This window comes from Streptomyces sp. B5E4 (assembly GCF_039871555.1).
Lineage (GTDB): Bacteria > Actinomycetota > Actinomycetes > Streptomycetales > Streptomycetaceae > Streptomyces.
On sequence record NZ_JBDPMI010000022.1, the window covers coordinates 1 to 19,976 of the forward strand.

17 protein-coding genes and 1 pseudogene are annotated in these 19,976 nt (G+C 75.7%); 4 read left to right on the forward strand and 14 right to left on the reverse strand.

All coding sequences use genetic code 11. From position 1 onward, the window contains the following. Positions 1–45 precede the first annotated feature (45 nt). The 4 genes from ABGA99_RS24885 to ABGA99_RS24900 form a co-directional block, all read right to left on the reverse strand. Positions 46–333 carry a zf-TFIIB domain-containing protein gene (locus ABGA99_RS24885; RefSeq protein WP_347575764.1) on the reverse strand — a complete coding sequence of 96 codons (288 nt, stop codon included), beginning with the start codon at positions 331–333 and terminating at the stop codon, positions 46–48. Between the two features lie 66 nt (positions 334–399). After that, a complete protein-coding gene (locus ABGA99_RS24890; RefSeq protein WP_347583455.1) occupies positions 400–1,518 on the reverse strand; it encodes a hypothetical protein in 1,119 nt (372 codons plus the stop codon). Positions 1,519–1,700: 182 nt separating this feature from the next. Further along, on the reverse strand, positions 1,701–1,907 hold the full coding sequence (locus tag ABGA99_RS24895) for a hypothetical protein (RefSeq protein ID WP_347575762.1): 207 nt from the start codon (positions 1,905–1,907) through the stop codon (positions 1,701–1,703). A 184-nt stretch (positions 1,908–2,091) separates the two neighbouring features. Next, positions 2,092–2,346, reverse strand: coding sequence for a hypothetical protein (locus ABGA99_RS24900; protein WP_347583456.1), 255 nt, complete (start codon positions 2,344–2,346; stop codon positions 2,092–2,094). Positions 2,347–2,516: 170 nt separating this feature from the next. On the opposite strand from ABGA99_RS24900, the gene ABGA99_RS24905 reads away from it, so the two are divergent. Next, complete coding sequence (locus ABGA99_RS24905) at positions 2,517–3,827, forward strand: protein kinase (RefSeq protein ID WP_347583457.1); 1,311 nt, start codon at positions 2,517–2,519, stop codon at positions 3,825–3,827. Positions 3,828–3,936: 109 nt separating this feature from the next. Here ABGA99_RS24905 and ABGA99_RS24910 read toward each other — a convergent pair whose 3' ends face one another. The 8 genes and pseudogenes from ABGA99_RS24910 to ABGA99_RS24945 form a co-directional block, all read right to left on the reverse strand. Then, positions 3,937–4,755, reverse strand: coding sequence for an RNA methyltransferase (locus ABGA99_RS24910; RefSeq protein ID WP_347575759.1), 819 nt, complete (start codon positions 4,753–4,755; stop codon positions 3,937–3,939). Positions 4,756–4,834: 79 nt separating this feature from the next. Beyond that, positions 4,835–6,070, reverse strand: coding sequence for a uroporphyrinogen-III C-methyltransferase (gene cobA, locus ABGA99_RS24915; RefSeq protein WP_347575758.1), 1,236 nt, complete (start codon positions 6,068–6,070; stop codon positions 4,835–4,837). Positions 6,071–6,212: 142 nt separating this feature from the next. Next, positions 6,213–10,745: a nicotinate-nucleotide--dimethylbenzimidazole phosphoribosyltransferase gene (gene cobT, locus ABGA99_RS24920; RefSeq protein ID WP_347583458.1), complete on the reverse strand. Its 4,533-nt coding sequence runs from the start codon at positions 10,743–10,745 to the stop codon at positions 6,213–6,215. 406 nt (positions 10,746–11,151) lie between these two features. Beyond that, positions 11,152–12,423: a precorrin-6y C5,15-methyltransferase (decarboxylating) subunit CbiE gene (gene cbiE, locus ABGA99_RS24925; protein WP_347575756.1), complete on the reverse strand. Its 1,272-nt coding sequence runs from the start codon at positions 12,421–12,423 to the stop codon at positions 11,152–11,154. Between the two features lie 127 nt (positions 12,424–12,550). Then, positions 12,551–13,156: a GNAT family N-acetyltransferase gene (locus ABGA99_RS24930; RefSeq protein ID WP_347575755.1), complete on the reverse strand. Its 606-nt coding sequence runs from the start codon at positions 13,154–13,156 to the stop codon at positions 12,551–12,553. 77 nt (positions 13,157–13,233) lie between these two features. Next, complete coding sequence (locus ABGA99_RS24935) at positions 13,234–14,007, reverse strand: MetQ/NlpA family ABC transporter substrate-binding protein (RefSeq protein WP_347583496.1); 774 nt, start codon at positions 14,005–14,007, stop codon at positions 13,234–13,236. Between the two features lie 102 nt (positions 14,008–14,109). Continuing rightward, positions 14,110–14,754, reverse strand: a pseudogene (locus ABGA99_RS24940) (methionine ABC transporter permease); the annotation flags it as partial. Then, on the reverse strand, positions 14,751–15,773 hold the full coding sequence (locus ABGA99_RS24945; protein WP_347575754.1) for an ATP-binding cassette domain-containing protein: 1,023 nt from the start codon (positions 15,771–15,773) through the stop codon (positions 14,751–14,753). The gene ABGA99_RS24945 and the pseudogene ABGA99_RS24940, both read right to left, overlap by 4 nt. A 571-nt stretch (positions 15,774–16,344) precedes the next feature. On the opposite strand from ABGA99_RS24945, the gene ABGA99_RS24950 reads away from it, so the two are divergent. Then, a complete protein-coding gene (locus ABGA99_RS24950) occupies positions 16,345–16,713 on the forward strand; it encodes a hypothetical protein (protein WP_347575753.1) in 369 nt (122 codons plus the stop codon). Further along, on the forward strand, positions 16,706–17,167 hold the full coding sequence (locus ABGA99_RS24955; protein ID WP_347575752.1) for a hypothetical protein: 462 nt from the start codon (positions 16,706–16,708) through the stop codon (positions 17,165–17,167). The genes ABGA99_RS24950 and ABGA99_RS24955 overlap by 8 nt, the downstream gene beginning before the upstream one ends. Here the strand turns inward: ABGA99_RS24955 and ABGA99_RS24960 are convergent. Beyond that, on the reverse strand, positions 17,100–17,624 hold the full coding sequence (locus ABGA99_RS24960) for a GNAT family N-acetyltransferase (protein WP_347575751.1): 525 nt from the start codon (positions 17,622–17,624) through the stop codon (positions 17,100–17,102). The two genes, ABGA99_RS24955 and ABGA99_RS24960, sit on opposite strands and share 68 nt — an antisense overlap. Before the next feature lie 283 nt (positions 17,625–17,907). After that, a complete protein-coding gene (locus tag ABGA99_RS24965; protein ID WP_347583459.1) occupies positions 17,908–19,077 on the reverse strand; it encodes a glycerophosphodiester phosphodiesterase in 1,170 nt (389 codons plus the stop codon). A 216-nt stretch (positions 19,078–19,293) separates the two neighbouring features. On the opposite strand from ABGA99_RS24965, the gene ABGA99_RS24970 reads away from it, so the two are divergent. After that, positions 19,294–19,965 (forward strand): lysophospholipid acyltransferase family protein, encoded by a 672-nt coding sequence (locus ABGA99_RS24970; protein ID WP_347583460.1) that lies wholly within the window; start codon positions 19,294–19,296, stop codon positions 19,963–19,965. Positions 19,966–19,976: the final 11 nt, after the last annotated feature.

Consider the following 19,976-nt stretch of genomic DNA (forward strand, 5'->3'; position numbering starts at 1 on the left):
CCCCCCCCCCGCCCCCCCCCCCCACGACCGCTGTCCGACCGTGGGTCAGGACGAGAACAGCATGCGGGAGAAGCCGCCCTTGCGGTGGCCGTAGTGACCGTGGCCGCCGCCGTGGTGGCCACCGCCCCAGCCCGGGGCCTGCTGCGGGTAGCCGCCCTGGGCGGGCGGCGGCGGGGGCGGCGGGGCCTGCTGTGCCCACTGGGACTCGAGTCGGCTCAGGGTCTCCAGCTCGCCGTAGTCCAGAAAGATCCCCCGGCACCCGCTGCACTGCTCGATCTGCACGCCGTTGCGGTTGTACGTCTGCATCGGCGCACGGCACTTGGGACACTGCATGGTCGCCCTCAACTCCTCAACTCTCCCGCCGCCACGGATGACGGACGGCGGCCATGGCTGCACAGCCTACGGTGCGCCGCCCGGCCCCGTCCCGTCTCCCATCGCGGCGATACGCGCGCAGGCGGCGAGCAGGTCGTGGTCGGTGTCGTCCAGGGGCCGTACGCCCGTCGCGGCGTCGACGAGGGCGCGGGCGGCGAGCTGGACGGTGAGGGTACGGGCCGGCACGTCGACCTCGGGCGGCCAGAGGTCGTCGCCGGGGGCCACGGCGGGGCCGCGGCCGGCGCGGTAGCCGCCGAGGAAGGCGGCCCAGTCGGCGGCGGGGATGAGGCCGGTGGCGTAGCCGGCGGCGGGGCGGGCGAGGTCCCAGGCGGGCTCGCCGAGGCCGAGGTCGTCGACGTCGATGAGGTGCCAGGGGCCGTCGAGGGCGGGATGGCGCACGAGTTGGCCGAGGTGGAGGTCGCCGTGGCAGAGGAGCGAGCGGGGCTGCGCGCGGGGCTCGTCGTCCCGGGCCCAGGCGGGCAGCCGCTCCCAGGCCCGCAGGACGAGCGCGGCGGCGGTACGGTCCGCCGCGGGGCCGGGGCCGGCGGAAGCAGGGTCCGGTGCGAGGGTGCCGTTCGGTGCGGGGACGCGCTCGGGTGCGGTGAGGCGCTGCGGTGCGGGCGTGGGAGCGTGGGGCGGCGCCGGCGCGGCCGGGGCGCTCGCGCGGGCACGTCCCGGCGCCGGGACGGGGTCCGCGGGGATACGCGGGGCGGGGGCGGTGAGGGTCGCGCGCAGGGCCGCCACGGCACGGGCCGCGTTCGCCGGACCCGCCATCGGCGGCAGCGGGCCCGGCAGCCGGTCCACCGGCACCGCGTGCAGCCGGGCCGTCAGGTGCCCCGCCTCCCGCCACGGCGCCGCCTCGGGGGCGTCCGGCGCCACCGGGGCCCCGTACGGCCAGCGGCTCACGTGCCGGCCCTCGACGGGGCTCAGCTCGCCGAGCGGCGCCAGCAGGATGCCCGCGAGCAGCGGGTGCGCGGCCACCCGCAGCCGGGTGGCGAGGGCGGCGGGGTCCAGCCGCGGGGCGTGGGCCTTGAGTACGGTGCCGCCGCTGCGTACGACGGTGACGTCCGGGCGGTCGACGATCACCGCGGGCTCGCCGGCCCCCCGGCTCAGCTCCGCCAGCCGGTCGACCAGGCCTGCGCGCACGGGTTCATCCTAGGCCCGTACCGCCACGGCCTGCGAGAACGTGACGGAACCCGGCCCGGAAAACGCGTAGCCCGGGCGTCTCCCCAGACGCCCGGGCGTACACGTCCGTCCGCCGCACCCCCGTCCCCACGGGGCTGAGCCGGCTGTCCCCGGCCCGGGCCGCTCTCCCGGGCCTGACGGGGCTAGTGCCCCATCATTCCGGCCACGGACGACGCATGTGTGATGACCGCTTCCCACCCGCCGAAGACGACGGTGAGCACGATCGCCAGGGGCAGCACCATCGCGAGGGCGACCAGCGGGTGCCTGCGCTCCGACGGCTGTGCGCCGAACGCGGCGAGCGCCCCGGCGACGGCCTTGGGCCGTGCGGTGTGCTCCGCTGTTCTCTCCATGGCTTCCACTCCTGTGTTGGGGCGGCGGGCGTCCGACCTCGGGGGACGAGTGCTGCGCCCGCCGCTTGACGACAACATTAGGGAAATGATCGGCACGGGTCGTCATGCCCGCGTATCGATTGCCTGGCCTCCCGGAGGATGACTGCGGCGCGAAGTCGCTACTCCCATGGGTGGAGACCGCGTACTACGTGCCAGGGTCTTCCCCGAGAGGGGCCTCGCCGTCCGTGCGCGGCACGGGATGCTCCACCAGGGCGAGCACCCTGGTGGCCATGAACCGCGCCGTGCGCACCACCGAGCCGCTGCGCGTCACCTCGCTCACCTCGACCACGCCCCGGCGCACCGACGTCTCGACCCTCCGGCCGGCGCGCGAGGCCACCACCTGGTATGCCCGCGTCGTGTCCCCCGCGTCCACGACTATCTCCACTCGATCGCCTTTCACCTGTCCCGCATCCCCCTTCCTCGGGGCCGCACTTGGGCCCGGCCATACCTCCAGGATCCCACCTGGGACTGACAATTCGGCCCGCCGCACGGCGCCCTGCCCGCGCGAGCGGCGGTCAAGTCCGTAAGCTGTGCACGGCAGACAGACCGGGCAGCGGGGATGGTTACGGCATGGCGATGATGCGGCTCCGGCGTGAGGATCCGCGTGTCGTCGGCTCGTTCCGGATCCACCGGCGGCTCGGCGCGGGCGGCATGGGCGTCGTCTACCTGGGCTCTGACCGGCGCGGCCAGCGGGTCGCGCTCAAGGTGATCCGGCCGGATCTGGCGGAGGATCAGGAGTTCCGCTCGCGGTTCGCCCGCGAGGTCTCCGCCGCCCGGCGGATCCGCGGCGGCTGTACGGCGCGGCTGGTGGCGGCCGATCTGGACGCGGACCGGCCGTGGTTCGCCACGCAGTACGTACCGGGGCCCTCCCTGCACGACAAGGTCGGCGACGAGGGGCCGCTCGTGGCCGCGCGGGTCGCGGCGATCGGCGCGGCGCTCGCGGAGGGCCTGGTCGCCGTGCACGAGGCGGGCGTGGTGCACCGCGACCTGAAGCCGTCGAACATCCTGCTCTCCCCCAAGGGCCCGCGGATCATCGACTTCGGCATCGCCTGGGCGACCGGCGCCTCCACGCTGACGCACGTCGGCACGGCGGTCGGCTCGCCCGGGTTCCTGGCGCCCGAGCAGGTGCGGGGGCAGCCGGTGATGCCGGCGAGCGACGTGTTCTCGCTGGGCGCCACGCTCGCGTACGCGGCAGCGGGCGACTCGCCGTTCGGGCAGGGCAGTTCCGAGGTGATGCTCTACCGCGTGGTGCACGAGGAACCGCTGCTCGACGGGGTACCGGACGCGCTGGCGCCACTGCTGCGCACGTGTCTGGCCAAGACGCCGGACGACCGGCCGTCGACGCTGCAGTTGTCGCTGCGGCTGAAGGAGATCGCGGCCCGCGAGGCGCACGGCGCGGGCCCGGAGGCCGCCCCGCCGCGCAGGACCGCCGCGGAGCGTGCGGCTCCGGGCCCGACGGCCGCGCACCGGCCGCCGGCGCCGCGGGCGACGGGCGCGGGCCGGCCTGGTCCCGGGACGGGCGCCGCGCAGCGCCCGGGGCCGCACGGCGCGGGGCGGCCGGGTGCGCCGCAGCGGCCGGGACCCGCGCAGCGGGGGGGACAGCGCACGGGCGGCGGCGGTGCGCCGCGCAAGCAGGCACCGGCGCCGGAGCGGCACCGGCAGGGCGCGGAGCGCGGGCGGCCGGCGGAGCAGCGTACGCAGGGGGCGCGGAACGGTCCGCGCGAGGGCGCCGCGTCGGCGCCGCGCAAGCCCGCGCCGCAGCGCCGGCCCGTGCCTGACCGGGCGCGTCTGATGCGGCAGCGGCTGATCGTCTTCGTGACGGTGACCCTGCTGGTCGCGCTCGGCATCGCGGCGGCTCAGGGCTGCCAGGGCCCGCTCTAGTACAACCGGCGGATCACTCGGGGCGCGCCGCTTCGTGGTGGTCCGCCGCGCCCGCGGCGGCGCTGCGGCGGTTTTCGGCCACGCCTTACGGACCGGGCCCGGGCCGGGTTCAGTCCTCGGCCGGGGCCGTCGCCACGGCGTAGAACGCGACCGCCGCGGCGGCGCCGACGTTGAGCGAGTCGACGCCGTTCGACATCGGGATGCGCACCCGCTGATCCGCCGTCCGCAGGGCCCGCGCCGACAGCCCCGCGCCCTCCGTGCCCAGCATCAGCGCGACCCGCGGCAGCCGCTGCGGCGCCGCCTCGGTGATCGGCACCGCCCGCGGGTCCGGGGTGAGGGCGACGAGGGTGAAGCCCGCCTCGCGGACTGTCTCCAGGTCGTGCGGCCAGGTGGTCAGCCGCGCGTACGGGACGTGGAAGACGGCGCCCATGGAGACCTTCACCGACCGCCGGTACAGCGGGTCCGCGCAGTCCGGCGAGAGCAGCACGGCGTCCATGCCGAGGGCGGCGGCGCTGCGGAAGACGGCGCCGACGTTGGTGTGGTCGTTGACGGTCTCCAGCACCGCGACGCGGCGGGCGCGCGCCAGCAGCGCGGCGGCGCCGGGCAGCGGCTTGCGGCGCATGGCGGCGAGCGCCCCGCGGTGCACGTGGTAGCCGGTGACCTGCTCGGCCAGCTCGGGATCGACGACGTACACCGGGGCGGGCAGCGCGTCGATGACGTCCCGCATCGCGTCGACCCACTTGGCGGAGAGCATCATGGAGCGCGTCTCGTAGCCGGTCTCGATGGCGCGCCTGACGACCTTCTCGCCCTCGGCGATGAACAGCCCCTCCGCCGGCTCGCGGCGGCGGCGCAGCTCGACGTCGGTGAGGCCGGCGTAGTCGGACAGGCGCGGGTCGGCGGGGTCGTCGACGGTGAGGAGTTCTGCCACACGACGATCCTGCCGTGCCGCGGGCCGGATTCCGACGCCGGGGTACGTGACGTGCGTCGCCCCGCGCCGCCCGCCCCCGTCAGCCGAGCGACCTGGCCGCCACCTCGCCGACGACGATCACCGCCGGCGGCCGCACTCCTTCGCGCTCCACCGCCGCCGCGGCCGTGGCGAGCGTGGCGTCCACCCGCCGCTGCGCCGCCGTCGTGCCCTCCTGCACGATCGCCACCGGCGTCGCCGGATCGCGCCCCTCGCGTACCAGCGTCTGTGCGATGGCGCCGATCCGCTCCACGGCCATCAGCAGCACCAGCGTGCCGCGCAGCCGGGCGAGCGCCGGCCAGTCCACGAGCGAACGCTCGTCGTCGGGCGCGACGTGGCCGCTGACGACGGTGAACTCGTGCGCCACCCCGCGGTGCGTGACCGGGATGCCGGCCGCCGCGGGGACGCTGATCGCGCTGGTGACGCCCGGCACCACCGTGCACGCCACGCCCGCCTGCGCCAGCGCCTCCGCCTCCTCCATGCCGCGGCCGAAGACGAACGGGTCGCCGCCCTTGAGCCGGACGACGGCCTTGCCGGCCATCGCGTACCTGATCAGCGCGTCGTTGATGGCCTGCTGGGCCATGGCCCGGCCGTAGGGGATCTTGGCGGCGTCGATCACCTGGACGTGCGGCGGCAGTTCGTCGAGGAGGTCGCGGGGGCCGAGGCGGTCGGCGATGACGACGTCGGCCTCGGCGAGCAGCCGGCGGCCGCGGACGGTGATGAGGTCGGGGTCGCCGGGGCCGCCGCCGACGAGCGCGACGCCGGGGGCCCGGGTGCGGTGGTGCGGGGCGCTGAGGGTGCCGTCGCGCAGGCCCTCCACGACGGCGTCGCGGACGGCGGCGGAGCGGCGCGGGTCGCTACCGGTGAGCACGGCGACGGTGACGCCCTCGCTGCGGCCGGTGGCCGGGGTCCAGGCGGTGGCGGCGGAGGCGTCGTCGCTGCGTACGCACCAGACGCGGCGGCGCTCGGCCTCGGCGGAGGCGGCGGCGTTGGCCTCGGGGTCGCGGGTGGCCACGACCGCGTACCAGGCGCCCGCCAGATCCCCGTCCGCGTACCGCCGCCGCTCCCACGTCAGTTCCCCGGCGTCGGCCATCGCCTCCACGGAAGGGGTGGCGGACGGCGAGACGAGCGTGACCAGGGCGCCGGCGGCGAGCAGCGCCGGCAGCCGGCGCTGGGCGACCTGGCCGCCGCCGAGGACGACGACGCGCCGGCCCGCGAGACGGAGCCCGACGGGGTAGGCGTCGGAACCGGGGGCGCGGTGGGCGGGGGGACGGGACATGGCGGAGCGGCTCCTCGTACGGTGTGCCGGCCGCTGCGGCGCTGGAGCGGCGGTTCGTCGCGGACTGCGGTCGGGGCGGACGCGGCGGGCGGGCCCGCGAAGCCAAGCCTATGGCCTGCGCGGACGCCCCGCCGCGCCGGACTCAGCCCTTCTCCGTCACACCCGCCGCGTCGAACGTCGCCACCTCGTGCATCGCCCGCGCCGCGCTCTGCACCAGCGGCAGCGCCAGCAGCGCGCCGGTGCCCTCGCCGAGACGCAGGTCGAGGTCGATCAGCGGGCGCAGCCCCAGCTTCGTCAGCGCCGCCGCGTGCCCCGGCTCCGGGCTGCGGTGGCCCGCGATGCACGCCGCCAGCGCCTCCGGCGCCACCGCGCGGGCGACCAGGGCCGCTGCGCCCGCGCTCACCCCGTCCAGGACGACGGGGGTGCGCAGCGAGGAGCCGGCGAGGATGTAGCCGACGAGCGCGGCGTGCTCCAGCCCGCCGACCGCGGCCAGCACGCCGATCGGGTCGGACGGGTCGGGGCGGTTGACCTCGATGGCGCGGCGGACGGCCTCGACCTTGCGGTCGTACGTCTCGTCGTCGATGCCGGTGCCGCGGCCGGTCACCTCGGCGGGCTCGGAGTCGGTGAAGACGGCGATGATCGCGGCGGACGCGGTCGTGTTCGCGATGCCCATCTCGCCGGTCAGCAGCGCCTTGTTGCCCGCCGCCACCAGGTCGCGGGCGGTCTCGATGCCGACCTCGACGGCCCGCAGCGCCTCCTCGCGGGTCATCGCGGGGCCCACGGTCATGTCCGCGGTCCCCTTGCGCACCTTCCGCGGCACGAGGCCCGATGTGGCGGGCAGTTCCGCCGCCACCCCGGCGTCCACGACGCACACCTCGGCGCCGACCTGGGCGGCGAAGGCGTTGCAGACGGCGCCGCCGCCGAGGAAGTTGGCGACCATCTGGCCGGTGACCTCCTGCGGCCAGGGCGTGACGCCCTGCGCGTGCACGCCGTGGTCGCCGGCGAAGACCGCGACGGCCGCGGGCTCCGGCACCGGCGGCGGGCACTTCCGGGACAGGCCGCAGAGCTGCGCCGAGATGATCTCCAGCATGCCGAGCGAACCGGCCGGCTTCGTCATCCGCTTCTGCCGCTCCCACGCCTCGCCGAGCGCCTTGGCGTCCAGCGGGCGGATGCCCTCCAGCGTCTCGGCGAGCAGGTCGTGCGGGTCCGCGCCGGGCAGCGCGCGGCGGCCGTAGCTCTCCTCGTGGACGACCCAGGACAGCGGGCGGCGCTTGGACCAGCCGGCCTGCACCAGCTCCGGCTCGTCGGGGAACTCGTCGACGTAGCCGATGCAGAGGTACGCGACGACGTCCAGGTGCTCCGGCAGGTCCAGCTCGCGGACCAGCTCACGCTCGTCGAAGAAGCTGACCCAGCCGACGCCGAGGCCCTCGGCGCGGGCGGCGAGCCAGAGGTTCTCGACGGCGAGCGCGGAGGAGTACGGGGCCATCTGCGGCTGGGTGTGCCGGCCGAGGGTGTGCCGGCCGCCGCGGGTGGGGTCGGCGGTGACGACGATGTTCACCGGGGTGTCCCGGATCGCCTCGACCTTCAGCTCCTTGAACTGCTTCGCGCGGCCCTTGGGCAGGCTCTTCGCGTACGCCTCGCGCTGGCGGGCGGCCAGCTCGTGCATCCGGTGCCGGGTCTCCTCGGAGCGGATGACGACGAAGTCCCAGGGCTGGGAGTGGCCGACGCTGGGGGCGGTGTGGGCGGCCTCCAGGACGCGGAGCAGCACCTCGTGGGGGACGGGGTCGGAGCGGAAGCCGTTGCGGATGTCGCGGCGTTCGCGCATGACGCGGTGCACGGCGGCCCGCTCGGCGTCGGCGAAGCCGGGGGCGGCGGGCCCGTCCGCGGGAGGGGCGGGCGCGTCGGCCGCGGGTGCGGAGGCGGCAGCGGCGGGGGCGTCCGGCGCCGGGGTGTCGCCCGGCGCGGCGGCGGGGACCGGTGCGTCGGCGGGGACCGGTGCGGCGGCGGGGACCGGTGCGGCGGCCGCGTGGCCGCCCGTCGCGGGGGCGCCGGACTCGGGTACGGACTCGCCGGCGGCGGAAGCCGGGGTGGCCGGCGCGTCGTCTACGAGGGCGGAGGGCGGGGCGGCCTGCGCCGGTACGGAGGCGCCGGGCGCCGTCGCGGGGTCCGGGGCTTCCTGCGCGTCGCCGGCGGGAGTGGCGGCGGCGACCGGTGCGCTCACGGCGGTGCCGCGCCGCCGCCGGCCGCGGATCTGCGTCACGGGGGCACCGGCGCGCTGCGCGCCGTCACCCGCGGGCCGGGCCTCGGGCGACGAGTCGGCCGCGGCTTCCCCCGCGGTGCCGGAGGCGGTGGCCTGGGCGCCGTTCTGGACACCCAGCGAAACGCCGCGCCGCCCACCGGCAGCGGCGTGCACGGCGCCGGCGGGAGCGGCTTCGTCGCTCGCCGCCCGCGCGGCGGGTACGGCGGGCTGTCCACCGGACACCGCCTGGCCGTTCGCCGCCCGTGTCTTGGCACCGTTGACGGGCTGCCCGTTGGTCACGGCATGGCGCACGGCCCCGTCCGCTTGCTGCGCGGCGTCCCCCTGACGGCCGTGCCGGGCAGCGGAGTTGCCTGCGGTCTGCCCGTTCGCCTGCGCGGCGGCGGCCGTCCGGTCCTCGGTCGCCTGCTCGGCGGTACGGACCGCGCCGCTCTCCGCGGCCTGGGCCGCGGTGTCGCTGCCGGGCGCGGCGTGGAGAGCCACCCCGTCGGCGGGCCGGTCCCCGGCGGCGGAGTCGTCCTGACCGCCGGTCGGGGCCGGGGAGTTGCCGTCGGCCTGCTGCGCGGTCCCGTTCACGGGGTGCTGAGCCGGCGTACGGCCCTCGACGGCCCCTTCGGGCCCGCCCGTTACGGCAGCGACGGGCTGCGTCGCGGCACCGCTGGTGGACCGGCCGGCGGGGACGGCGTGCGGCACGGTCCCGTTCGCGGGTTGGGCACCCTGCGCCTGGCCCGCGTCGAAGTTCTCAGGACCGCCCGATACGGCAACGGCGGGGCGGCTGTCGGGCACAGCGTGCGGCGCGGACCGGTTCGCGGAGTGACCGTCCGGTGCCTGGGCCGCGGCTGCTCCTTCCGGAGCGCTCGACACGGCGGCGGCCGGTCGGCCGTTCTCTCCGGCGGTGCCCTCCGGCTCGCTCGCCCCCGCGGGGGTGGCGTGCGGTGCGGACACCTCCGCGGTGTGACCGCCCGGCGTCTGGGCGGCGTTCGGGGCGGCGCCGTCCGCGGGCCCACCGCTTTCGGTCTGCGGGTCGCCCCCGGCCGTCGCCGAACCGGGCTGTCCGCCCGGGGCCACCTGGTTCGCCTGCGCAGCGGCGGCAGCCGCAGCCGCGGGCTGCGCCGCCGTGCCGTCGACGGACTGCTGCACGTGGGTCGCGTCCGCGGGCTGCGGCTCTCCGGCGGCGTTCCGGCCGTCGGAGGGCGCCGCGACAGCGCCGTTGGTGGAGATTCCGCGCCCCAGCGACGCGCCCGCCGAGGCCGCCGCCCTGCGGACGGCGGCCTGCGCCGCGTCCACCGGAGCCGGTGCGGGTGCCTGTGCGGTCTGCGCCGCCGCGGCCTGTTCGCCGTTCGCAGCCGGCGCGGGCTGCGCGGGCGTCGCGCCGACCGGGGCCGCCACCGTGGCGCCGTCCTGGGCGGGGGCCGCCGCCGAGCCGGCGGCCGGGGCGTCCCCGGCGACCTCCCGCGGCTGAGCCTGGGCGACCGTCTCACCGTTCGCCGGGTGCGACACCGCCGTCCAGCCCGCAGGGGCGGGCGGGATCTCGCCGAGTTGCGGCCCCGGCAGGTGAGTTGGGCCGACCTGGGTGACGTCCAGGTACTCCGGGCCGACCGTCGGCGGCCCCGGCGTACGCACCGGTGGCTGCGGAGCCTGCCCGCCGGCCCCCGCCGCCTGCGGCGGTACGGAGCCCGCCGCGGCCGGCACCGACTGCCCCGGCGTGGCCGCACCCCGGTCGGGGGCGAGCCCGCCCGGCGCGCTCCGGCCGGACTCGGCCGCCGGGCCGACGGCCGGCTCCCCACCCGCGGCCGTCTCCCGGCCCGCGCCGCCGGACGCCGAAGCCCCCTGGTCCGTCACGGCACCCGATGCCTCTGCGGTTCCGGCAGGCGCACCCTGCCCGGAGCCCGCGGCTGCGGTCTGTTCGGTCTGCGCGGAGTCGGCGGCCGCGGGTGCGGCCTGCCCGGCGTCCGCCGCCGCGGCACCCTCCGGCGGCGGCGTCTCGCCCGCGCCCTGCGCCGGTGAACCGGCGCCCGTACCGCCCGCGTTACCCGCCGCGTTCGCCGCGTCCGCGGCGGCCACCGCCTCGCGGGTGTCCACGGAACCGCTCGCCGGACCCCGGTCCGCGAGTGAACGCACCACTCCCCCGGCCGGCTCCGGCACCGGCGGGCCCATGTGCAGCGGACGCCGCTGCGCGCCCGTGGCCGGCTCCGTGCCGCCCGCCGTGGGCGTGCTGTGCGCACCGGCGGGGGCCGGGACCCTGGGGTCCGTCCAGGCGCCCTGCGCGCCCGGCAGGAACAGGAAGTCGTCGTCGTCCGCCGCGCCCCCGGCCGCCGGAGCGGCCTCGGCAGTCGCGGCGGGGGCGGGGTGGTGGCCTCCGGCGGCGTCGTCCGGCCCCGGCTGGTGCCCTTCCGGGAGCTTGCCGGTGTCAGTCATGCGTCCGTACCCCTCGCCCATCGTTCCAGCTCCTTCTCCGACCGTTCGTCCGGCAGCAGCCCCCCGCGGGACAGACCGGCCGCCCATGGCTAGAACGAGCACACCCCGTCCGGCGGCACGACCACCCGCAGGGTTTACGTTCCCGACAACTACGACAAGACCCCCGGACATTACCGGCATTCGGCCACGCTGCCCGAACTCCCCCTACGCCCTGAGGGCGTGGGAGGTACCCCCGTGGTCACGGCACAACAGTCGGCCAGCCTACCCGTAATCCGCACGCGAGTCCGGCTGGGGTCGCGCCCCGCCGGTGCCATCCGGTGCACCGCGGGGAGCACCCGGCGCACGCCTCCCGCGCGCCCGGAGCGCGACGTACGCACCGCGCGCACCCCGTGGCGCACTCCGCGGCTCAGCCCGCGCGGCTCCCCGCGATCAGGAACACCACCGTGCGCTCCCGCTCCCGCCACCCGGCGCCGGAATCCGCGTCCGCGGGGGCCTGCGGGTCGAGTTCGACGGACTGCAGCAGCGAGCACTCCACGGCGTATCCGGCGTCCGTGAGGGCCCGTACGACCTCCTCCGCGCCGTCCCGGGTACGGGCGTGGGCGACGATCCGCTCCGGCCGCCGGGCCGCGCACTCCGCGACGACCGCCGCGCCCCCTCCCCCGACCCGGACGACGTCCGGCTCCGGCAGGTCGTTGAGGACGCCGGGGGCGGTGCCGTGGACGGTCTGCAGCAGCACCCCGAAGCGGCGGGCCGCGGCGGCGGCGCGGGCGCAGGCGTCGGGGTCGCGGTCGACGGCGATGACCGCGGCACCGAAGCGGGCGGCCTCGACCGCCGCCGCGCCGCTGCCGGCGCCGATGTCCCACACCAGGTCGCCCTGCCGGGGCCCGAGCCGGGCGAGTTGGACGGCGCGGAGCTGCGGCGCCTCGCCCTCGTCGGGTGCGGCGCCGTACTCCGCGGCGGGCAGGCTCCAGCCGCGCACCGCGGGCGGGTAGCCCGCGTCGTGGCCGGCGAGCCAGCCGCCGGCCGCGGGCGCGGCGGTGCCCCCCGGCCCCGTGGCCCCGGCGCCCGCCCCGATGCCCCCGCCGATCACCAGCGTGACGTTCGGGTCCCGCCACACGTACTCGGCCACCTTGTCGGACGTGAGCACCGTCACACGCTCCTGTCCCCCGCCCAGCTCCTCGCAGATGACGAACGTCCGGTGGACGTCCCGCAGCAGCAGGGCGAGTTCGGCGGGGCCGGCGCCCGGCGAGGTGAGGACGGCGACCTTGGGGTGCGCCCGGCAGACGTTCACGGCCCGGCGCAGATTGCGCTCGTGCGCGACGACGACCTGCGCGTCGTCCCACGGCATCCCGGCGCGGGCGAAGGCGGCGGCGACGGACGAGACCGCCGGCAGCACCTCGACCTCCAGGCCGTGTTCAGGGGCGCGCAGGGTGCGTACGACACCGAAGAAGCCCGGGTCGCCGTCGGCGATGACCACCGCCGTGCCCCGGTGCCGGGCGATCCTGCGGGCCGCGAGGCCCACGCTGCCCAGCCGGATCCGCTCGGCGCCCGGCGGCACTTCGCGCAGGGCGAGGTGGTGTGCCGCCCCGGCCACGAGACTGGCCGCGCCGAGCGCGCCGCGCGCCGCCTCGGTCAGCGGTGAACCGTCCCACCCGATCACGGTGACCCGGTCCGCCATCGCTCACTCTTCTCCTGGTCGTCGACTGCGGGGTGCGCCGGCCCGCCGGCGCCCGCTCCGCCCTGCGGCGGGCACGCGTGTAGCGTACGTGCCCCGCGTGCGAGGGCGCGCCGGAGGTAAGGGAGCGTCAGAGCACACTACTCCCGCCGTCCGCGTCCAGGTCCTCCGGCAGCAGGCTCCAGACGATCAGGTCGGTGCGGATGTCCGTCCAGCCGCCGTCCTCGGTGCGGGTGCGCGCTATCCAGGCGTTGCGCAGGACGCCCTCGCTGATGCCGCCGAGCTTCTGCGCGACCTGCTGCGCGGCGGTGTTGTCCGCGGCCGTGCGCAGCTCCATGCGCTCGAATTTCTGCACGTCGAAGAGCCAGCGCGCGACGACGAGCACCGACTCCGCGGCGTACCCCTCGCCGCGCGCCCAGGGCGCGACGACGTACGAGACCTCCGCGGCCAGCGTGCGCCAGTCGGTCCGTCTGAGATGGACCACGCCGACGAGCCGCTGGGTGAGGAACTCCGAGACCGCGAAGACGATGCCCCGGCCGCCGGTGCGCTCGGCCGGGGCTACGCGCGTCACCCAGTCGTAGGCGTCGTCCCTGGTGTACGGGTGCGGCGCCTGCGTCCACGCGGTGACGGCCTCGTCGTTCATCATCTCCGTCAGCGCCGGCACGTCCTCCTCGTCGAACGGGCGGAGCACCAGCCGGTCCGTGCTGAGGGAGACGTCCGGGAAGGTGGATGACATGCGCTTCTCCGAGTGCGTGGACCGATGACGAGCTGACTCGGACAGCATGCAGCATCCGGCGGCGGATGTGCCACGGCTCAGCCCACGGGACCGAACACCGGCACGGAGGAGGGGAACTCCTTCTCCATGAACGCCTTGGTCTCCGGGGAGTTGAGCAGCTCGCCGAGCTTCTCGATCTCCGGGTCGTCCGCGTCGTCCGCCTGGACGGCGAGGATGTTGACGTACGGGTTGCCCTCGGCCTGCTCCAGCGCGATGGCGTCGGAGCGCGGGTCGAGGCCGGAGTCGATGGCGTAGTTGCCGTTGATGACGGCGGCGTCGACGTCCTGGAGCGCCCGCGGGGTCTGGGCCGCTTCGAGCTCCCGGATGTCCAGGCCGCGGTCGTCGGCGATGTCGCCGAGGGTGGCGTTGAGACCGGTGCCGTCCTTCAGCTCGACGAGACCTTCGGCGTCGAGGAGATGGAGGGCGCGGCCCATGTTGGTGGTGTCGTTCGGTACGGCGACGGTGTCGCCGCTGCCGAGGCCCGAGACGTCGTCGGCCTCGTCGGAGTAGAGGCCGAGCGGTTCGACCAGCACGCCGACGGTCGGGACGATGTCGGTGCCGTTCTTGTCATTGTAGTCGTCCAGGAACGGGGTGTGCTGGAAGAAGTTGGCGTCGACCTCGCCGTTGGCGACGGCCTCGTTGGGCTTGACGTAGTCGGTGAACTCGCGGATGCGCAGGTCGATCCCGGCGTCCGCGGCGAGGTTGTCCTTGACGAAGGTCAGGATCTCGCCGTGCGGCGCGGGCGTCGCGGCCACGGTGACGGTGTTCGCGCCGCCGTCGCCGCCTTCGGAGGTGAGGTTGACGGTGCCCACGGTGAGCGAGCCGACGAGCGCGACGCCGGCGACCGCGGTGACCCCGGCCCGCGCGGGCCGGGAGATGCGCAGGTAGGCGGCGCTGCGGGTGCTGCGGTCGCTGAGGCTGCGGACGAAGAAGTCGCCGATGAGCTGGACGACGTTGACGAGGACGACGAGCAGCACGACGGTGACGAGCATGACGTCGCCCTCGTAGCGCTGGTAGCCGTAGCGGATGGCGACGTCGCCGAGGCCGCCGCCGCCGACGGCGCCGGCCATGGCGGAGTAGCCGACGAGGGCGATGACGGTGGTGGTCAGGCCCGCGACCAGGGACGGCAGCGCCTGCGGCAGGAGCGCCTTGACGACCACGGTCCAGGTGCTGCCGCCCATCGACTGCACGGCCTCGGCGAGACCGGCGTCGACCTCCCGGACCGCGGTCTCGACCAGCCGGGCGAAGAACGGGACGGCGCTGATCGCCAGGGGCACGATGGCGCCCTTGAGGCCGATGGACGTGCCGACCAGGGCGCGGGTGAACGCGGTCAGCGCCAGCAGCAGGATGATGAACGGCAGCGAGCGGCCGACGTTCACGACGAGTCCGATGACCCGGTTGACGAGGACGTTCTGCAGCGGCCGGCCGCGGTCGGTGAGGACCAGCAGCACGCCCAGCGGGGTGCCGACGACGACGGCGACGAGCGCCGCCCAGCCGACCATGGCCAGCGTCTCCCAGAGGCCGGTCAGCAGCTCGGGGCGTATCTCGGTCCAGCTCACTTGGCACTCTCCAGGGCGGGCAGGTCGGCGGCGTCGACGCCGACCGGGTCGATCTGCAGGCCCTGCTCGCGCAGGAAGCCCAGGGGGACGACGTTCTCCTCGTACGGGCCCGGCAGCTCGATGCGCATCCGGCCCACCTGCCGGCCGCCGACGGTGTCCATGGCGGCGCCGAGGATCGACACGTCGAGGTTGTAGGTGCGGGACAGGTGGGAGATCACCGGGCGGCTCGCGGTGTCGCCGTGGAAGGTGATGTCGACGATGGTGCTCTTGGTGCCGTACGCCTCGCCGCCGACGGGGAAGAGCTGGGCGGCGATCTCGGAGCCCGGGGTGGCCAGCAGCTCGTCGAGGGTCCCGGACTCGGTGATGCGGCCGGCGCGCATCAGGGCGGCGGAGTCGCAGACGGCCTTGACGACGTCCATCTCGTGGGTGATGAGCAGGACGGTCAGGCCGAGTTCGCGGTTGAGTTCGCGCAGCAGCTCCAGGACGGAGCGGGTGGTCTCGGGGTCGAGCGCGGAGGTGGCCTCGTCGGAGAGGAGCACCTTCGGATCGCCGGCGAGCGCGCGGGCGATGCCGACGCGCTGCTTCTGGCCGCCGGACAACTGCGCGGGGTAGGCCCTGGCGCGGTCGGCGAGGCCGACGAGGTCGAGGAGTTCGAGCGCCTTGCGGGCGCGCTCCTGGCCGGACAGGCCCAGGATCTCCAGCGGCAGTTCGACGTTGTCCTGCACGGTGCGGGCGCTCAGCAGGTTGAAGTGCTGGAAGATCATGCCGATACGGGTACGGGCGGCGCGCAGCTCGCGGCCGGTGAGGGCCGTGAGGTCCTGGCCCGCGACCGTGACGGTGCCGGAGTCGGGGCGCTCCAGGAGGTTGATGCAGCGGATGAGGGTCGACTTGCCGGCGCCGCTGCGGCCGACGACGCCGAAGACCTCGCCCTCGCGGACGCGCAGGTCGACGCCGTCGAGCGCGGCGGTCTCGCGGCCGCGGGAGCGGTAGACCTTCCTCAGGTCCTTGACTGTGATCACGTGGGTTCCATCGCTCTCGGGTGCCCGGCCGCGGGCGCGGGCGGGCACGGCGCGCCCACGGCGGGGCGCGCTGCTCGGGTGTCGGGGGTGGCTCCGGGCGGCGGCGCGCACGGGGGCGCGGCGCGGCCTCGGGCCACGCGGGCTCGGCTCCGGGCACGGCCGTGCGGGGCACGGCGGCGGAGCGGTCCCGCGGACTCGCTTCGGGGCGCGAGTCTCGTGGCGGGGGCCCTCAGCGGTGCATTCGACACATACAACGAGCACCGGGCGTCATGTTGCTCGCCTCGGTCGCACAGGTGCGGCTGCTCGTCGTGGTCATGCGGGCCAGTAAAACAGATGGCCGCCGCGGGCCGGGACAGTTGTCCGCATTGCGGACAGCCGTGGACGGACCACCCGCACTGTCCACGTACACCGCTGTGACCTGCGCGGATACGGCGACGGGCGGGGTGTCCGAGGGGCCAGGGAGGGGTGGGCGCTGTGGTCAACGCCACGGTCGCGGGGGCGAGGCCGGAAGCGTACGCACCCTGCCGGGACCCGGATCAGGGGGCGCCGGACGACGCAGTAGGGTCGAGTCATGTTCCTCCCCTTGACGATCGCGGTCGCGGTGGCCGCGCTCGCCCTCGCGGCCTGGTGCGGGTACGCCGCCGTCAAGGATCAGCCCACGAAGGACTGGCACTTCGCCGGCATGGCCGTGGTGACCGTCCTCGCGCTGGCCCAGGTCGTCGTCGGCCTGGTGCAGCTCGGCCGCGGCGAGAAGGCGGACGAGGGCACGGCGGTCTTCGTCTCCTATCTGCTCGCCGCGGCGTTCGCCGTACCCGCCACCGGCGTGCTGTCGCTGTCGGAGCGCAGCCGCTGGGGCTCGGCGACGGTGGCCGTCGGGGCTTTCGTCCTGGCCGTCCTCCAGGTGCGGCTGCACGACATCTGGGCGGGCACCGGTGGCTGAGCGGCAGACCCCGGCCGGGGAGCCGTGCGAGCGCGGGCACGCCGGCCTGTCCAGCGGGCCCGGACGGCTGATCCTCACGCTGTACGGGGTCTTCGCGGTCGGCGCCACGTCGCGGGCGGTCTACCAGCTCAGCACGCAGTTCGACGAGGCACCGCTCGCGTACGTACTCTCCGCACTGGCCGCCGTCGTCTACGTCTTCATCACCGTCGCGCTCGCGCGCGGGGGCGAGACGGCGCGGCGGCTCGCGCTGGTGTGCATCACCGCCGAACTGATCGGCGTGCTGGCGATCGGCACCTGGACGGAGGTCCAGCCCTCCGAGTTCCCGGACCAGACCGTGTGGTCCGACTACGGCCGCGGCTACCTCTTCCTGCCCGTGATCCTGCCGGTCATCGGGCTGTGGTGGCTGAGGAGACAGTCGTCGCAGGCGCGCCCTGCGGAGCCTTCTCCAGAGTGACCAGGCTCAGCCGCGGGCTGACCTTCTCGGTGCCCACCGGCTCGTAGCCCAGCCGCCGGTACAGCCGCAGGTTCGCCTCGCTGCGGTGCCCGGTGAAGAGCTGGAATCGCTGGACGGGCTCGCCGCCCTCGGCGAGCCGGATCTCCATGGCGAGCAGCAGCCGGGCACCCAGGCCGTGGCCCTGCATCCGGGGGTGCACGATGAGCCGGCCGATGACGGCGGTGCCGTTCACCTCGACCGTGCCGCGGACGGCGCCGACGACCTCGTCACCGAGGCGGGCGACGACGGCGGCGCCGCGGTCGAACTCCGCGCGCAGCTCGTCGAGGGTCTCGGTGAGCGGGGGTATGCGGTAGTCCCCGTACAGCGCGGCCTCGGCCTGGTAGCAGAGGTACTGGAGTTTCAGGACTTGCTCGGCGTCGTCGTTCGTCGCCGGCGTAATCGTCACACTCTTGCCCATGCCGCGCCCGCCTCCTCTGTGCACCCAGTAGACAGGCCGCACGAACCTGCGGCCTACCGCGTGTTTCCCCGCACTTCACCCGTCGCAACCTCCGCCGTGAGCATTCTGCGCGGCGCGGTCGTGCCGTGGCTACGGACGAGGGCGAGCCATCCCTGTGATATTGCCAACTCGCCTGGGATGTCCGGGTACGCGACGCCGCCGCGCCCGCCGGGCGCCGCCGCGGGGACCGCGCCCGGGGGCAACGGGCGGACGAGGGCCGCCGGTTGCCGGCGGCCCCCGCGGGTCAGCCCTGCGCGAGGAAGGCGTCCCGGGCGAGCAGCCCGGTGTCGGGGTTGTCGGTGAAGATGCCGTCGATGCCCGTCTCGAAGTAGACCTGGAACGCGCCGAAGGCGTCGCCGTAGTGCGTCGTGTCCGTGCCCTTGCGGAAGTCCGCCGGCAGGAAGGTGTTCTCGTTGCGCATCGTGTACGGGTGCAGCACCAGCCCGGCGGCGTGCGCGTCGCGGACGAGCGTGGTGGGCTCCTTGAGCCTGCCGGTGGAGTCCTTCGGGATGATCAGGTCGAGCGTCGGGCCGAGGCCCTCGGCGAAGCCCGCGATCCACTCCAGGCCCCCGGGCGTGACCAGGTCGGCGACGGTGCGCGGGTCGCCCGCCTCGACGAAGTCCCACGGCCGCGAGGACGCCCCGCCGAGGAGCACGACGCCCGGCGAGTCGACGAGCCCGGCGAGCCGCTCGACGCTGGTGGGCTCGAACGACTGGAGGAAGATCGGCGAGTTGCGCTTGTCCCGGCCGTAGCGGCGCACCAGCCGCGCCAGCGGCTTCTCCAGCTCCAGGCCGAGGGAGCGGAAGTACGTGGGGTGCTTGGTCTCGACGTGCAGCCACACCGGCCGGCCGGTGCCGCGCCGCTGCCGCTCCGCCCACTGCAGCACCTCTTCGAAGGTGGGCACCTCCCAGCGGCCGTCGTAGAGCGTGTTGCGCTGCCGTACGGCCGGGATGCGCTCGGTGGCCCGCAGCGTCTTCAGCTCGGCGAGGGTGAAGTCCTCGGTGAACCAGCCGGTGATCTGCGCGCCGTCGACCGTCTTGGTGGTCTCACGGTCGGCGAACTCGGGGTGGTCCGCGACGTCGGTGGTGCCGCCGATCTCGTTCTCGTGCCGGCAGACGAGGTGGCCGTCCTTGGTCGGCACGAGGTCCTGCTCGATCACGTCGGCGCCCATGTCGAGGGCGAACTGGTACGCGCCGAGGGTGTGCTCGGGCCGGTAGCCGCTGGCCCCGCGGTGCGCGATCACCGCCGGGTTCGGCAGCCTCCCGCCCGCTCCGGAACCGCCGTTGCCGCCGGGCCCGCCCGCGGCCCGCGCCGTACCCGGCAGGCCCACCGCGGCCACCGCACCGCCCAGCGCCGCCGCGCCGAGCACCGCCCGTCTGCCGGGCTGCTGCCGCTCCGTACCGCCGTCGCTCATGTCAGCTACCTCTCCGTCGTACCCGCGCCGTGCCGGCGCCTCGACAAAAGACGGCCCGATGTTAGGGGGCACCGGCAGGGGCGCGGGAGACCTGCGGCGGCGTGCTCGTGAAATCGGCGGCAACAGTGCGTCCCGGCCGGTGGAAGCCGGGGTGGGAACCGCGCGGACAGGCGAGTATGGTCGCAGGCGTCACCGTCCCGACCGGAGGATCCTTCGTTGTTCCGCATTCTGATCAAGGCGTTCCTCGGCTTGCTCATGCGTGTCCTGTACCGCCCCCGGGTGGAGGGCCACGAGCACATTCCCGGCACGGGCCCGGTCGTCCTCGCCGGCAACCACCTCACGTTCGTGGACTCGATGTTCCTCGGCCTGGTCGTCAAGCGGCCGGTGTTCTTCATCGGCAAGGACGAGTACGTCACGGGCAAGGGCCTCAAGGGCCGGCTGATGGCGTGGTTCTTCACCTCGGTCGGGATGATCCCGGTGGACCGGGACGGTGGCCGCGGCGGCGTCGCGGCGCTGATGACCGGGCGCCGGATCCTGGAGGAGGGCCGGGTCTTCGCCATCTACCCCGAGGGCACCCGCTCTCCCGACGGCCGGCTGTACCGGGCGCGTACGGGCGTGGCGCGGCTGACGCTGATGACCGGCGCGCCGGTGGTGCCGTTCGCGATGGTCGGCACGGAGAAGATCCAGCCGGGCGGCGCGGGCCGGCCGCGGATCGCCCGGTTCACCGTCCGCTTCGCCGAGCCGCTGGACTTCTCCCGCTACGAGGGCATGGACCGCGACCGGTACGTGCTGCGGGCGGTGGCCGACGAGGTGATGAGCGAGGTCATGCGGCTGTCCGGGCAGGAGTACGTCGACGTGTACGCCACGAAGGTGAAGTCCGCGGCCTGAGCCGTACGAAC